This window comes from Pseudomonas sp. BO3-4 (assembly GCF_034044115.1).
Classification (GTDB): domain Bacteria; phylum Pseudomonadota; class Gammaproteobacteria; order Pseudomonadales; family Pseudomonadaceae; genus Aquipseudomonas; species Aquipseudomonas alloputida.
In genome coordinates, this window is record NZ_CP139018.1 from 1,253,442 (window position 1) to 1,268,364 (window position 14,923).

Annotated in this window: 14 protein-coding genes; 9 read left to right on the top strand and 5 right to left on the bottom strand. The window is 63.2% G+C overall.

What is annotated here, in order from left to right; all coding sequences use genetic code 11:
* The first annotated feature begins 30 nt into the window (after window positions 1-30).
* From REH59_RS05725 to REH59_RS05735, 3 genes are all read left to right on the top strand, one after another.
* A complete protein-coding gene (locus REH59_RS05725) occupies window positions 31-723 on the top strand; it encodes an OmpA family protein (RefSeq protein WP_010952284.1) in 693 nt (230 codons plus the stop codon).
* An 89-nt stretch (window positions 724-812) separates the two neighbouring features.
* Window positions 813-1,532 (top strand): OmpA family protein, encoded by a 720-nt coding sequence (locus REH59_RS05730; RefSeq protein ID WP_004576210.1) that lies wholly within the window; start codon window positions 813-815, stop codon window positions 1,530-1,532.
* Between the two features lie 98 nt (window positions 1,533-1,630).
* The gene (locus REH59_RS05735) at window positions 1,631-1,906 is read left to right on the top strand and encodes a DUF1145 domain-containing protein (protein WP_003254892.1); all 276 of its coding nucleotides are present in this window, start codon (window positions 1,631-1,633) and stop codon (window positions 1,904-1,906) included.
* A 122-nt stretch (window positions 1,907-2,028) separates the two neighbouring features.
* Here REH59_RS05735 and REH59_RS05740 read toward each other — a convergent pair whose 3' ends face one another.
* Window positions 2,029-2,493, bottom strand: coding sequence for a CopD family protein (locus REH59_RS05740; protein WP_003254890.1), 465 nt, complete (start codon window positions 2,491-2,493; stop codon window positions 2,029-2,031).
* 98 nt (window positions 2,494-2,591) lie between these two features.
* On the opposite strand from REH59_RS05740, the gene dinG reads away from it, so the two are divergent.
* The 5 genes from dinG (at window position 2,592) to pdxH (ending at window position 10,074) form a co-directional block, all read left to right on the top strand.
* Entirely contained in the window at window positions 2,592-4,736 is a 2,145-nt protein-coding gene (dinG, locus tag REH59_RS05745; RefSeq protein WP_003254889.1) for an ATP-dependent DNA helicase DinG, read from the top strand.
* Window positions 4,737-4,815: 79 nt separating this feature from the next.
* Entirely contained in the window at window positions 4,816-7,050 is a 2,235-nt protein-coding gene (locus REH59_RS05750) for a beta-galactosidase (protein ID WP_014860075.1), read from the top strand.
* Window positions 7,051-7,184: 134 nt separating this feature from the next.
* A complete protein-coding gene (locus REH59_RS05755; RefSeq protein ID WP_004576208.1) occupies window positions 7,185-8,330 on the top strand; it encodes an EstA family serine hydrolase in 1,146 nt (381 codons plus the stop codon).
* 99 nt (window positions 8,331-8,429) lie between these two features.
* Window positions 8,430-9,407 (top strand): OmpA family protein, encoded by a 978-nt coding sequence (locus tag REH59_RS05760; protein WP_012051421.1) that lies wholly within the window; start codon window positions 8,430-8,432, stop codon window positions 9,405-9,407.
* A 19-nt stretch (window positions 9,408-9,426) separates the two neighbouring features.
* A complete protein-coding gene (pdxH, locus tag REH59_RS05765; RefSeq protein WP_003254885.1) occupies window positions 9,427-10,074 on the top strand; it encodes a pyridoxamine 5'-phosphate oxidase in 648 nt (215 codons plus the stop codon).
* Window positions 10,075-10,113: 39 nt separating this feature from the next.
* Here pdxH and REH59_RS05770 read toward each other — a convergent pair whose 3' ends face one another.
* Window positions 10,114-10,347, bottom strand: coding sequence for a hypothetical protein (locus tag REH59_RS05770; RefSeq protein WP_014860076.1), 234 nt, complete (start codon window positions 10,345-10,347; stop codon window positions 10,114-10,116).
* A 147-nt stretch (window positions 10,348-10,494) separates the two neighbouring features.
* Here REH59_RS05770 and REH59_RS05775 point away from each other — a divergent pair, with 147 nt between their 5' ends.
* A complete protein-coding gene (locus REH59_RS05775; protein ID WP_003254883.1) occupies window positions 10,495-10,959 on the top strand; it encodes a glycine zipper 2TM domain-containing protein in 465 nt (154 codons plus the stop codon).
* Window positions 10,960-11,028: 69 nt separating this feature from the next.
* On the opposite strand, the gene nhaA is transcribed toward REH59_RS05775, so the two are convergent.
* The 3 genes from nhaA to REH59_RS05790 all read right to left on the bottom strand — a co-directional run bounded on the left by nhaA (window position 11,029) and on the right by REH59_RS05790 (window position 14,885).
* Complete coding sequence (nhaA, locus tag REH59_RS05780; protein WP_029380530.1) at window positions 11,029-12,222, bottom strand: Na+/H+ antiporter NhaA; 1,194 nt, start codon at window positions 12,220-12,222, stop codon at window positions 11,029-11,031.
* A gap of 277 nt (window positions 12,223-12,499) precedes the next feature.
* Window positions 12,500-14,107 carry an NAD(P)/FAD-dependent oxidoreductase gene (locus REH59_RS05785; RefSeq protein ID WP_003254881.1) on the bottom strand — a complete coding sequence of 536 codons (1,608 nt, stop codon included), beginning with the start codon at window positions 14,105-14,107 and terminating at the stop codon, window positions 12,500-12,502.
* A gap of 103 nt (window positions 14,108-14,210) precedes the next feature.
* A complete protein-coding gene (locus tag REH59_RS05790) occupies window positions 14,211-14,885 on the bottom strand; it encodes a COG3650 family protein (RefSeq protein ID WP_014860078.1) in 675 nt (224 codons plus the stop codon).
* Between the last annotated feature and the right edge of the window lie 38 nt (window positions 14,886-14,923).

Genomic DNA, 14,923 nt, shown 5'->3' on the forward strand with positions numbered 1-14,923 from the left:
ATGCCGATTCCCCCTAGGAGAAGCAATGAAATGAGCATAGTACGCACAGCGTTACCCCTGGTACTGCTCACCAGTGTGTTGACTGGTTGTGCAGGTTTGCAAAAAACCGACTGGCCGAAATGTGCCGCCGTCGGGGGTGTAGGCGGCGCCGCCCTGGGCGCCATCGAAAGCTCCAGCTGGGCTGGCTGGGGCGCGTTGCTGGGCGGTGGCCTGGCGGCGGGCTATTGCTGGGCCCATGGCGATGGCGACGAGGATGGCGACGGCGTGCCAGACAGCCGTGACAAGTGCCCTGGCACCCCGCGTGGTGTGCAGGTCGATGCCAACGGATGCCCGCCTGAGCCGGTTGCGGTGGTCGAAGAAGTGGTGGTGCAGAAGGAAGAAGTCATTGTCATCCGCGATGTGCACTTCGAGTTCGATTCTGCGCGCCTGACGGCCAGTGACAAAGAGCGCCTCAATACCATTGCCACGCGCCTGAAACAGGAAGCGCCCTCTGCCCGCCTTAGCGTCAGCGGCCATACCGACAGCGTCGGTTCCGACAGCTACAACCAGAAACTGTCCGAGCGACGTGCCCATTCGGTGACCGACTACCTGGTCGAGAGCGGTGTACCGCGCAGCAGCTTCGTTTCGGTGGTCGGCGCGGGTGAAACCCAGCCGGTGGCAGACAACGCCACGGCCGAAGGGCGTGCCATGAACCGTCGTACCGAGATCAAGATCCAGCGGTAAGACGGCGGGCGCCCGTGCCTCGAGCAGTGGCACGGGCGCGTCTTCATGCCGGCCAGCCGTTTGTGGCCAATGACACAGGAGCATTCAGCATGAGTGTGACGTCGAAGGCGGCTTTGCCGCTGTTGGTGGCTGCCAGCCTGCTCACGGGCTGCGCTACGCACAGCGATGGCAGCGCGCCCCTCAATCAAAGGACCTGGCCCATCTGCAGCCTGCTGGGCGGCTTGGTCGGTGGTGGCCTTGGTGCCATCGAGAGTTCTTCCTGGGCTGCCGGTGGTGGCGCCTTGGGCGCCATCGCCGGCGGGCTGATTTGTTACGCCCAGGACGGTGACGAAGATGGTGACGGCATTTTCGACCGGCGCGATCACTGCCCCGAGACCCCGGCCAACACGGCGGTCGATCACATGGGCTGCCCACTGAAGCAGTACCCGGCCGCGCCACCTGCCAGTGCACCCGAACCCTCGCCAGAGGTGATCACCCTCGATGACAACGGCGCGGTGATGTTCGCCTTCGACTCCGCCGAACTGACGCCGGCGGCCCAGCAACGCCTGCAAGGCCTGGTGGAGAAGCTCAATTCACCGACGGTGGCCAAGGTTCGTGTGATCGGGCACACCGACGGTGTGGGCTCCGACAGCTACAACCAGGCACTTTCCGAACGCCGCGCCAGTAGCGTTGCCGAGTACCTGATCGGCCAGGGCTTGGAGATGGGCAAGGTCACCAGCCAGGGCCGTGGGGAAAGCGAACCGGTTACCGACAACGAAACCGAGGAGGGCCGCGCGCGCAACCGACGGGTGGAGCTGCACCTCAACTGAGTGGTGCTGGTGCCTGTCTTGGCCTTGCCGTTAATGTTGTTCGCACGGTTTGCTCGATCAGGCCACCTCGACATGACAACTCTCTATAGGGGCGTGGTATGAAGTTCATCCTGGGCCTGGGCAAGGTCCTGACGGTCGCTTTCTGGGGGGTAGTGCTGTTCAATCAGCTGATGCCACAACCCTTGCCCTTCAATCTGCTGATCAATGCCGCAGGCATCGTCTTGTTTGGCCTGCACCTGCTTGAAGTGCTGTTTTTCAATCGCAGCCTGCGCGGGCGCAGTCACCGTTGGTTTGACCGTTTGCAAATCCTGTTGACGGGAATCTTCCATGTCATGTCCATTCCCCGTCCGCGGGAGGCGCCGCGGGTGAACTGATCTTGCAGCGCCTCTGATGCTCACTGCGACCCCTTGCCGGAGCGGGCTTGCCCACGAACACCGGCAACGCCGGCGCCATGCACCGTGGCACCGGCTTCGCTGCAGGTTGCACGCAGCGCCTGTCAGATGACCAGTCGTGAACTGGCCACCGCAACCACTGCCAGCCCCAGCAGCAGATTGATCCCCACCATCCTCCGAATGCGCCCCAGTACCGCCGCACCCGTCGGCCAGTCCTCGGCCTGCACCGCTGCCTTCAATTCCGGCAGCAGCAACGCCTGAATGCGCATGAACAAGGCAAACATGGCGATCCCGCCACCGATCATCACGTGCACGTACCGGGGCGCCGTCTCGAAACCGCTGAAGCGCATGTGCAACATGCCGATACCACTTATCGCCAAAATCGCCACCGCCAGCCAGACCCAGCCGAAGAAGCGTCGGAAAACTTCCACCCACAAGCGCAGGCGGGCAGGCCCTTCAAGGGCTGCAACCGTTGCCGGGCGCAGCACCAGCCAGGCGAAGAACATGCCGCCGACCCATACGAGTGCGGCCAGAACATGCAGGGTGTAGGGCAGGGCAAAGGCGAGCATCCGGATCTCCATGCGGCAGAAAGGGCAATAGCGGGGTATGATAGCCGCCCCATGCGAAACACTGAAAATATATCCAGCCCTCCGGGCGCCTGCAGACCATGATCAGCAACGAACTCAAAGCCACTATCCAGGGCGCCTATTCGCGTTTTCTCGAAGCCAAGAGCCTCAAGCCGCGCTATGGGCAGCGCCTGATGATCGCCGAAGTGGCCAAAGTGCTTGGCGACATTGCCTGCGACGATGAAGGCCGCCGCGCTGGCGAGCCTGCCGTGGTGGCCGTGGAAGCGGGCACCGGTACCGGCAAGACGGTAGCCTACAGCCTGGCGGCCATCCCGGCTGCCAAGGCCGCCGGCAAACGCCTGGTGATCGCCACGGCCACCGTGGCCCTGCAGGAACAGATCGTCTTCAAGGACCTGCCCGACCTGATGCGCAGCAGCGGCCTCAACTTCAGTTTCGCCCTGGCCAAGGGCCGTGGCCGCTATCTGTGCCTGTCCAAGCTCGACATCCTGTTGCAGGAAGGCCACGCCCAGTCAGCCACGGCTCAGTTGTTCGAGGAAGAAGGCTTCCGCATCGAAGTCGACGAGCGCAGCCAGAAGCTGTTCAACAGCATGATCGAAAAGCTTGCCGGCAACCGCTGGGACGGTGACCGTGACAGCTGGCCAGAGGCCCTGGAAGACCAGGACTGGGCACGGCTGACCACCGACCACAGCCAGTGCACCGGCCGCCACTGCCCCAACTTCCAGCAGTGCGTGTTCTACAAGGCCCGCGAAGGCATGGGCAAGGTCGATGTGATCGTCACCAACCACGACATGGTCCTGGCCGACCTGGCCCTGGGTGGCGGTGCAGTGTTACCCGACCCACGCGATACCATGTACGTGTTCGACGAAGGCCATCATCTGCCAGACAAGGCCATCGGCCATTTCGCCCATTATTCGCGGCTGCGTTCCACCGCCGACTGGCTGGAACAGACCGCCAAGAACCTGACCAAATTGCTGGCCCAGCATCCGCTGCCCGGCGACCTGGGCAAGTACATCGAGCAGGTGCCGGAGCTGGCGCGAGAAGTACGCACCCAGCAGCAGTTCATGTTCACCCTTTGTGAACAGGTGGCTGACTTCCGTCCCAGCGAGGACACCGAAGGCCGTGAGCGTCCGCGTTACCGTTTCGAGGGTGGGGTGGTGCCGGAGCAGATTCGCGAAGTGGGCATCGAACTGAAAAAGGGTTTTGCCCGCCTCAACGATCTGTTCACCCGCCTGGCGGACCTGCTCAAGGAAGGCATGGACGGCGAGGTCAATATCGGCATTGCCAGCCACCAGGCCGAAGAGTGGTATCCGCTGTTTGGCAGCCTGGTCACCCGTGCCCAGGGTAACTGGGAGCTGTGGACGGCCTTCACCGCCGAAGACCCGGAAGACAGCCCGCCCATGGCGCGCTGGCTGACCTTGGCCGAAAGTGGCGCGCTGTTCGACATCGAAGTCAATGCCAGCCCCATCCTCGCCGCCGACATGCTGCGGCGCAGCCTGTGGAGCGTGGCCCACGGCGCGCTGGTGACCTCGGCGACATTGACCGCGCTGGGCAAGTTCGACCGTTTCCGCATGCGCTCGGGGTTGCCGCGCGACGCAGTCACCTGCGTGGTGCCCAGCCCGTTCGTGCATGGCGATGCCGGCCTGTTGCGGGTCCCCGACCTGCAGGCCGACCCACGCGATGCAGCAGCGCACACCGCGGCGATCATCCGCGAACTGCCGAACATCGTCGAAGATGCCCGTGGCGCGCTGGTGTTGTTCTCGTCACGCAAGCAGATGCAGGATGTGTTTGACGGTCTGGACCGTGACTGGCGCAAGCTGGTGCTCATCCAGGGCAACCTTTCAAAGCAGGAAACACTGAACAAGCACAAGGCGCGGGTCGACGATGGCCAGCACAGCGTGCTGTTCGGCCTTGCCAGCTTTGCCGAGGGTGTCGACCTGCCGGGCGCGTATTGCGAGCACGTGGTCATCGCCAAGATTCCCTTTGCTGTGCCCGACGACCCGGTCGAAGCTGCGCTGGCCGAGTGGATCGAGGCACGTGGCGGCAACCCGTTCATGGAAATTGCCGTGCCTGACGCCTCGTTGAAGCTGATCCAGGCCTGCGGCCGCCTTCTGCGTACCGAGCAGGATCGCGGCGTTATCACCTTGCTTGACCGGCGCTTGGTCACGCAGCGCTACGGCAAGGCTATTCTCAATGCGCTGCCGCCGTTCCGGCGGGAAATTTCCTGACCGCCGGAGCACTTGCGCCGGCGCATTGTCCATTACTCGTCTTGGGCCCATCAGGGTCCTGAAGGAGAGCCCCAGCCTTATGATCCGCCGCACCCTGCCCGCCGTATTCGCCTTATTGTGCAGTTCGCCCTTGCTGGCCGGGCAGCAGACGCTGTTCAGCTTCGTGCGCCCGGCTTCGGTGGTCAATGTGGCGACGGTGGATGCCGGCATGCCGCAGTACAACGCGGAACAAACGGCCGAGGGCGAGGTGTTGCGGCGTGTGGTGTTCAACTCGGCCCAGCAGCCGACCCTACGCCTGAGCCCGCAGAGTGGGGTGTGGGACTGGTCCGCTGGGCAGTTCCTGACCTTGCGCCTGCAAAGTGCCATGGATTGGGCATTGACCGTGGATGTCACCGTGCAAGGCAGCGATGGCCGCACCTTGACCAGCCGTATCGACCTGCCCGCGGGGCCCGCGCAAACCGTGCTGGTGCCCCTGACGGCCAGTTCGCCGTTGGACCAGGGCATGCGCGCCGGCCCGCCGATGCCCTGGAACCATGGTGGTCAGCGCCTCCTTTTGACCAGCAGTGCCGGTGCAATCGACCTCAAGCAGGTGACCTCGGTCAGCCTGAGCATCCCCAGCCCCAAGGTGGCGCAGAGCCTGCTGATCGAGCGTGTCGGTATCCAGGATGACGACCAGGCGTACAGGGCGGCCTACCACGAACTGATTGATGCTTATGGCCAGTCGACTCGCGGTAATTGGCCCGAGAAGGTATCCAGTGACGAGCAGCTCAAGGCGGCCGATACCCGTGAACAGCAACAGCTCAAGGGCTGGTTGGCAGAGCGTGGCAAGCAGCAATTGGACGCTTACGGGGGCCTGGTGGGCGGCCCGGCCTTTGCAGCCAAGGGCTTCTTTCGCACCGAAAAGCGTGATGGCCGCTGGTACCTGGTAACGCCGGATGGGCACCCGTTTTATTCCCTGGGGGTGAACGCCGTGGCGGCAGACGGCGGGCGTACGTATGTCGCCGGGCGCGAAGGCATGTTCAAGGCCTTGCCCGCTGAGGGCGATGCATTGGCGGCGTTCTATGGCGAAAGCAATAACGACGATGGCAATGCCTCGTCGCAAGGGCGCAATTTCAAGCAGGGGCGCTGGTTCGACTTCTACGCCGCCAACCTGCAGCGTACCTATGGCAAACCCTGTCCGCCCGCAGTGGAGGGCCAGCCAGCCGATTGCGCGCCGCCGGTGCTGGATGCCGACCGCTGGCAGGCGCATGCGCTTGATCGCCTTCAGGCCTGGGGGTTCAACACTGTTGGCAACTGGAGCGAGCCGACGCTTGGCCAAGCCAGACGCATGCCGTATACCTTGCCGCTGTCGATCGTAGGCGACTACGCCAGCATCAGCACTGGCATGGACTGGTGGGGCCGCATGCCCGACCCGTTCGACCCGCGTTTTGCCATGGCCACCGAACGTGCCGTGGCCATCGCCGCGCGTGATCACCGTGACGACCCTTGGCTCATCGGCTACTTCGCCGATAACGAACTGGCCTGGGCCGCTCCTGGAAGCGACCCCAAGAGCCGTTATGGCCTGGCCTACGGCACCTTGCGCCTGACCACCGACGTGCCAGCCAAACGCGCATTCCTCAAGCAGTTGCGCGACAAGTATCGCAACCAGGAAGGGTTGTCCAAGGCCTGGGGCATCGAACTGACCGCCTGGGAACTCATGGAAGATCCTGGCTTCGAGGCGCCGTTGCCTGACCCGGAGCACCCGGAAATCGAACGTGACTACCAGCACTTCCAGCGGGTATTTGCCGAGACCTACTTCAAGACCATTTCCGATTCGTTGAAGTGGCATGCGCCCAATCACATGCTCCTGGGGGGCCGCTATGCGGTCAGCACACCGGAGGCGGTCAAGGCCTGCGCCGAGTTCTGCGATGTTCTGAGCTTCAACTTCTATACCCTCAAGCCGCAGGACGGCTACGACTTTGCCCGCCTGGCGGAGCTGGACAAGCCAGTGCTGGTGTCCGAGTTCCAGTTCGGCTCGCGTGATCGCGGGCCGTTCTGGCCGGGGCCATTGGAGCTGGCGCGGGAAGAGGATCGCGGCCCGGCCTACGCAAACTTCCTCAAGGCGGCCCTGGCGCAGCCGATGATCGTTGGTGCGCACTGGTTCCAGTACCTCGACCAACCGGCCAGCGGTCGCCTGCTCGATGGTGAGAACGGCCACCTTGGGCTGGTGGCGATTACCGATATGCCCTATCCAGGGTTTGTCGATGCCGTGCGCAAAAGCAATCTGCAAACCATGAACCAACTGCGTGCCGAGCTGGAAAAACCGGCCCCTTGAGATCAGGCAGATGCAGTCAACCCAGGTGAGAGCGGCCTTGTGTCGCGACCACTTGGCCCAAGCCTGTTTGCAAAACACCCAACTACTGAAACAATGCACACCTTTTTGGATAATGGTCGTACGGAGAGCAGCGGGTGCAGATCCAGGGTCACTATGAGCTGAAGTTCGAAGCTGTGCGCGAAGCTTTTGCCGCGCTGTTCGATGATCCCCAGGAGCGTGGCGCCGCGCTGTGCATCCAGGTGGGTGGCGAAACCGTCGTTGACCTGTGGGCTGGCAGTGCCGACAAGGACGGCCAGCAGGCCTGGCACAGCGATACCATCGCCAACCTGTTCTCCTGCACCAAGACTTTCGCGGCTGTTACCGCCCTGCAGCTGGTCGGCGAGGGCAAGCTGGCCCTCGATGCTCCGGTTGCCAACTACTGGCCCGAGTTTGCCCAGGCGGGTAAGCAGTCGATCACCTTGCGTCAGCTACTCAGCCACCGTGCCGGCTTACCGGCCATACGCAAGCTGTTGCCGGCTGAAGCCTTGTATGACTGGCAGTTCATGGTCGATGCCCTGGCAGCCGAGACACCGTGGTGGACGCCAGGCACAGAACACGGCTATGCCGCCATCACCTATGGCTGGCTGATCGGCGAGCTGATTCGCCGTGCCGACGGCCGTGGCCCTGGCGACTCGATCGTGGCCCGCACCGCCCGCCCATTGGGGCTGGATTTCCATGTTGGCCTGGCCGACGAAGAGTTCCACCGCGTGGCGCATATCGCCCGTGGCAAGGGCAATGCTGGAGACAGTGCAGCGCAACGCTTGCTGCAGGTGACCATGCGCGAGCCTGAGGCACTGTCGACCCGTGCCTTTACCAATCCGCCCGCGATACTGACCAGCACCAACAAACCGGAATGGCGGCGCATGCAGCAGCCAGCGGCCAATGGCCATGGCAACGCACGCAGCCTGGCAGGGTTCTATGCCGGGCTGCTGGACGGCAGCCTGCTTGAATCCGAACTGCTCGATGAGCTGACCCGCGAGCATAGCCTTGGCCAGGACCGTACCTTGCTCACCCAGACCCGTTTCGGCCTGGGCTGCATGCTCGACCAGCCCGATGTGGCCAATGCCACCTTTGGTCTCGGCGCCCGCGCCTTTGGCCACCCCGGTGCCGGTGGTTCGGTCGGTTTTGCCGACCCGGAGTACGATGTGGCCTTCGGTTTTGTGGTCAATACCCTCGGCCCTTACGTGCTGATGGACCCACGCGCCCAGAAACTGGTACGCGTCCTTGCCAGTTGCCTTTGATCGGGTAATGCGGGTATTGCCACACCCCTTTGACTATTCTCAATGCCAACGCCTGAAGTTCGTAGGCAAAATATCTTTCTATTTCATGGTGTATCGCTGATGTCTTCACATAAAACCTTAGCACTCGCCCTGTGCCTGACCGCCGTTACCGGCTGCGCCAGCCACTCCCCGGACGGCTCCAAGGAAGGTGGCTCCAGCTGGTGGCCTTTCGGTTCGGACAAGGTTGCCGAGCAGGAAGTGAAGTCAGCCGTCACTGAAAACGTGGCCAAAGCCGATGCCAAATCCGAAAGCTCCAGCCGCTGGTGGTGGCCGTTTGGCGGTGACGACAAGCAAGCCAAGGGGCCGGTGGTGCCAAAGATCGATCAGAAGGCCACGCAGGCCTGGCTGGACGAATACGAGCCCAAGCTGCGCGAAGCGATCAAGGACAGCAAGCTGGAGCTGGAGCGTCGTGACAATGTGCTGGCGGTAACCCTGCCGGTGGACAGCTCGTACAATCCCGATCGCCCGAACATGTTGCTGCCCATGTCCCTGGGCCCGATCACCCGCGTCGCCAAGACTGTCGAAGGCGACCCCAAGACTGCCGTGCTGGTACTGGGCCATGCCGACAGCAGCGGTGCCGCCGTTGCCAACCAGAAGCTCAGCCTGGAGCGCGCCGCTTCGGTATCGGCCATCTTCCGCCTCAGCGGCCTGCAGCGTGACCGCCTGACCCTCAAGGGTATGGGTTCGGTGATGCCGCGCGCTGCCAACGACAGCGCCGAGGGGCGCGCCCTGAACCGCCGCGTGGAAATGTTGCTGACCCCGCAAAACACCATGGTCGCGCTGCTGGCCAAATACCAGCAGGCCGCCCCGGCACCCGCCCCGGCCTCGATGGTGGCGGTGCAGGATGCCAAGGCACCCGCCGCCAAGGCCGCTGGCAGCAAACCGGCCGTCAAGGCTGCGGTGAAGAAACCTGTAGCCAAGGCCAAAACGCCTGCGAAGACTGCAGCCAAGAAAAAAGCTGCGCCGGCCAAGCCTGCCGCCAAGAAAGCTGCCGTTGACAAGAAAGTAGCTGCCAACAGCCCTGCGAAGACCAACTGATCGTCAAGGAACCGCAGTAATGACCCAATCCCTGGCCGATATGCGCCGCGACTACACCCGTGATGGCCTGGCCGAAGCCCAGGCACCAGGGGAGCCGTTCGCCCTGTTCCACCAGTGGTTCGCCGATGCGGTGAAAACCGAGCAGGTACCGGTAGAAGCCAACGCCATGACCTTGGCCACGGTGGACGGCGAAGGTCGCCCGCATTGCCGTGTTTTGCTGTTGAAGGGGCTCGACGAGCAGGGTTTCACCTTCTTCACCAACTATGACAGCGCCAAGGGCCAGCAACTGCAAGCCAACCCCTTTGCGGCAATGACCTTCTTCTGGCCGGCCCTGGAACGTCAGGTGCGCATTGAGGGCCGGGTGCAGAAGGTCACGGCGCAGGAGTCGGATGCCTACTACCAGGTACGCCCGCTGGGCAGTCGCCTAGGGGCTTGGGCTTCGCCACAGAGCCGCGTGATTGCCGGGCGTGAAGAGCTGGAGGGCCTGGTTAAGGCCACCGAAGCGCGTTTCTCCGACACCCAGCCGCACTGCCCTGAGCATTGGGGGGGATACCGTTTGTTGCCCGAGCGCATCGAGTTCTGGCAGGGGCGGGCAAGCCGCCTGCATGATCGTTTGAACTATCGGCTGGTGGATGGGCAGTGGCTGCGAGAGCGGCTGGCGCCCTGAGCAACTGGGGCCGCCAAGCGGCCCCAGCCATTGATCAAGCTACCCCGGATAACCTGCCGCCTCGCGCTCCAACCACCCCGCCAGTTGCTTACGCCCCACCTTCTCCTGGCGCGCCTGCGCCAACCTTTCCAGCATGAACGCGCGTTTTTCAGGATCGGCCCCTGCCAGCGACAACGCCAGGTCGCGGTCCATCCAGCGGCGCATGCGCACATACAACCACCAGTGGAAATACAGTCCCGCAACGGTGGTGACCACGACGATGAAGTAATCCATGGCTATTCTTGGTCTCACTTGAAAGGCCTTCGACACAGCCCGGCAGGCTGTACCCCGGCTGAATGAAAACAATTTTATTACGTTTGTACCGTGACAGCCGTCAATGTGCAGCGTCTAATGAGCACCTGACTTATGGAGACTTTACCCATGCGTAAATCCGCTTTGCTGGTGGCGACCTTTACCACCATGTCGCTGCTGCTGGGGGGCTGTGCCTCGAGCCTGACCGGTGACAGCTACTCTCGTGACGAAGCCCGCCGCGTGCAAACCGTGCGTATGGGTACCATCGAATCCCTGCGTCCGGTCAAGATCGAGGGCACCAAGACCCCGATTGGCGGCGGTGCCGGTGCCATCGTGGGTGGTGTAGCCGGCAGCGCCGTGGGCGGTGGCCGTGGCAGCATCGTGGCTGCCGTGATCGGTGCCGTGGCCGGTGGCTTGGCGGGTTCCGCAGCAGAAGAAGGCCTGACCCGTACCCAAGGTGTCGAAATTACCGTTCGTGAAGATGATGGCAGCATGCGCGCCTATGTACAGGCCGTGCAGGAGAACGAAGTCTTCCGCGTTGGCGAGCGCGTGCGCATCATGACAGTTGACGGTACCAGCCGCGTTTCGCACTGACCGTAGCGCAGTAAAACAAAACCCCGACATGGCTGCTGCCAGTCGGGGTTTTTTCATGCTTCAGCCAAGTCAGGCAACGCTGGTTTTGCGGCTGGCCATTGCGGTGACGGCGTAGCCGATCACCGCGGCAAAGAACGAACCAGTAAGAATACCCATGCGGTCCATGCCGGCATACTCACTGCTACCCGGGGCGAAGGCGAGCGAGCCTACGAACAGGCTCATGGTGAAGCCAATGCCGCAGAGTATCGCCACCCCCAGAATTTGCCCCCAACCCGCACCCGCAGGCAGCGCGGCCAGGCGCAGCTTGACCGCCACCCAGGTCAGGCCGAAAACCCCCACGGTCTTGCCCAGCAACAGGCCGACCGTGATGCCCATCGGCACGGGGTGGATGAAGCTGTCTACGGTCATGCCTGCCAGCGAAACGCCGGCATTGGCGAAGGCGAAAATGGGCAGGATGGCATAGGCCACCCAAGGGTGCAGGGCGTGTTCCAGCGCCAAAAGAGGTGACGATTCAGCATTGCGTGTACGCAGGGGGATGCACAGGGCCAGGGCGACACCGGCCAGAGTGGCGTGCACGCCACTTTTGAGCACGCAGACCCACAGGATCAGGCCAACGATCATGTAGGGCCCGAGCTTGACGACGCCAAGCCGGTTCATCGCCACCAGCACCACCAGACAGGCCGCAGCCAGCAGCAGCGACACACTCGACAGGGTGCCGGAGTAGAACAGGGCGATGACAATGATCGCACCCAGGTCGTCGATGATCGCCAGGGTCATCAGGAACAACTTCAGTGACACCGGTACGCGCTTGCCGAGCAGGGCCAGGACGCCGAGGGCGAAGGCGATGTCGGTGGCGGTAGGGATCGCCCAGCCTGCCACAGCTGCAGGGTTGTCACGGTTGATGAACCAGTAGATCAGCGCTGGCACCACCATGCCGCCCACGGCTGCGGTGGCAGGCAGAATCACTTGTGAGGGCTTGGACAGGTGACCGTCGACCACCTCGCGTTTGACCTCCAGGCCGATGAGCAGGAAGAACAGGGCCATCAGGCCGTCGTTGATCCACAGTAGCAATGGCTTGGCGATGTTCAGCGCGCCGACCTGGACGGCGACGGGTACGTCGAGCAAGCCGCCGTACAGGTAGGACAGTGGCGAGTTGTTGATGATCAGGGCCAGAACGGCGGCGGCGATCAGCAGCAGGCCGCTGGCAGCTTCGAGCTGGAAGAAACGGGTAAACAGGCTACGCACGGGCTGTAGGCCCTCCATGAGCAGTTTACGAAGGGTGCGGGCGTACACCCTAGCCTGTAGAGATATGCTTTCAAACAAAAGACATATTCGTTTTTGTTATATGTTGTTGCTGACAGGCCTGGGGCAAGCCTAGATGGATTTGGGGAAGGATGGGGGAGGGGAAGTCTGGAGTAGGTGCTGGAATAGTCTGGTGCCGGACCGGGCCCTTTCGCGGGTAAACCCGCTCCTACAGGGGGCCATTGTTCCGTGTAGGAGCGGGTTTACCCGCGAAGAGGCCCTGTCAGTCGCTAAAGAGTCAGAGGCCGAGCATATCCCGCGCCACCGCCTCTGCGATGCGAATGCCATCCACACCAGCTGACAGGATCCCGCCCGCGTACCCGGCCCCTTCACCCGCCGGGAACAGCCCTTTGAGGTTCAGGCTCTGGTAGTCCTCACCCCGGGTAATCCGCAGTGGCGACGAGGTACGCGTCTCGATCCCGGTCAACACCGCATCATGCAGGTTATAGCCCTTGATCTGCCGGTCGAACGCCGGCAGTGCCTCACGGATCGCCTCGATGGCGAAGTCCGGCAGGCTCGGCGCCAGGTCACCCAAGGTCACGCCCGGCTTGTAGGACGGCTCGACACTGCCCAGTGCGGTCGAGGGCCGGCCGGCGACAAAATCACCCACCAGCTGCGCCGGGGCCTGGTAGTTGCTGCCGCCCATTACATAGGCGTGCGCCTCCAGGCGCTCCTGTAGTTCGATACCGGCCAACGGGCCACCCGGGTAGTCGCGCTCGGGGTCGATGCCGACGACGATGCCGGAGTTGGCGTTGCGCTCGTTACGCGAATACTGGCTCATGCCGTTGGTGACGACTCGCCCAGGCTCGCTGGTGGCCGCGACCACGGTGCCACCCGGACACATGCAGAAACTGTATACCGAGCGGCCATTCTTGGCGTGGTAAACCAGCTTGTAGTCGGCGGCACCCAGTTTCGGGTGGCCGGCGTACTTGCCCAGACGTGCCTTGTCTATCAGCGTTTGCGGGTGCTCGATACGGAAGCCCACCGAGAACGGCTTGGCTTCCATGTAGACACCTTTGGCGTGCAGCATGCGGAAGGTGTCGCGGGCGCTGTGGCCCAGAGCCAATACCACATGGCGAGAGTGCAACTGCTCGCCGCTTTCAAGCACTACACCGGTCAGTTGGCCATCTTCGATCAACAGGTCGGTGACCTTCTCCTGGAAGCGCACGTCGGCCCCCAGGGCGATCATGTCCTGGCGCATCTGTTCGACCATGCCGGTGAGGCGGAAGGTGCCGATGTGCGGCTTGTTGATGTACAGGATTTCGTCTGGCGCACCGGCCTTGACGAATTCTTCCAGCACTTTGCGGCCGTGGTGTTGCGGGTCCTTGATCTGGCTGTACAGCTTGCCGTCCGAGAAGGTACCGGCGCCGCCTTCACCGAACTGCACGTTGGACTCAGGGTTGAGCACGCTTTTACGCCACAGGCCCCAGGTGTCCTTGGTGCGCTGGCGCACTTCCTTGCCGCGTTCGAGGATGATCGGCTTGAAGCCCATTTGTGCCAGCAACAGGCCGGCAAAGATGCCGCACGGGCCGAAACCGACCACGATCGGGCGCTCCTGCAGGCCTGCCGGGGCCTGGCCAACAAACTTATAGGTGACGTCGGGGGCTGGGCCGATGTTGCGATCATCGGCGAACTTGCTGAGCAGCTCGGCTTCGTTGCTGGCTTCCAGGTCGATGGTGTAGATGAACAGCAGTTCGCTGTTCTTCTTGCGCGCATCGTAGCTGCGCTTGAACAGGTTGAAGCTGAGCAGTTGCTCGTCGCGGATGCCCAGGCGCTGGACGATGGCTTCGCGCAACGCTTCGTCGGGATGGTCCAGGGGCAGCTTCAGTTCGGTGATTCGTAGCATGGCAGGGTCCAGTATCCCGGCCATGGGCGGCCGGCGGCTTTACACAAACCGCCAAGTATAAGCTGTTAGACGCCCTGACTGGCAGGATAAAAGCGCCCGGCGATCAGTTGTCGCGCGCACCTCCGTAGTAACCGCAGCCGCGCAGGGTCTGGCCGTCGATGCGCAGTTCGGCGCGCAGGTGGTGGATGGCGCCGGTGGCGCTGTCGACGCAGCGTTGCGGGGCGACCCACAGTTCCACGTGCTGGCCGTTGGCTTCGCTGGTCAGGGTCAGGCCGCCGCCGGGCACTTCTTCTTCGAGAAATGGCAGTGGCAGCGGGTCTTTGCCGATGCGGTTGAGCACCATGCCCTTGCCGCTGGCCTTGATGTCCCAGTCCGGTTCATGGCCTTTGGCGCGCAGGGTCAGCTGCTTGAAGTTGGGGTCGTCGCAAGCGCGGGTGGAGGGTTCCAGGCGGTACAGGCGGCTGACTTCCAGCTGGCCGTCGTTGTCGGCCTGCTTGGCGCCCGTGAGGCGACCGCGCACGTCGGCGAACAACTTGGCATTGGCGTCCTTGGCCAGGTTGGCGGACTCCTGCAGGATGCCGGTGCCGGCGACGTCGTTGATCACGAAGCGGCGTGCTTCGCTGCAGGGCTTGAACAACAGGCGGCCGCCGTTGGCGCTCAGTTCGCCCTGCATGCGTGTGGTGCCGATGTTCGGGTCACGGGGCTGCTCGGCCAGTAGCTGGCAGCCAGCGAACAGCGGCAGCAGGGCACTGAGCAGCAGGGTAGGGGTGAGGCGCATGGGGCGGGCTCCGGGGAATCTTTGCCAAAGAGCTGGCC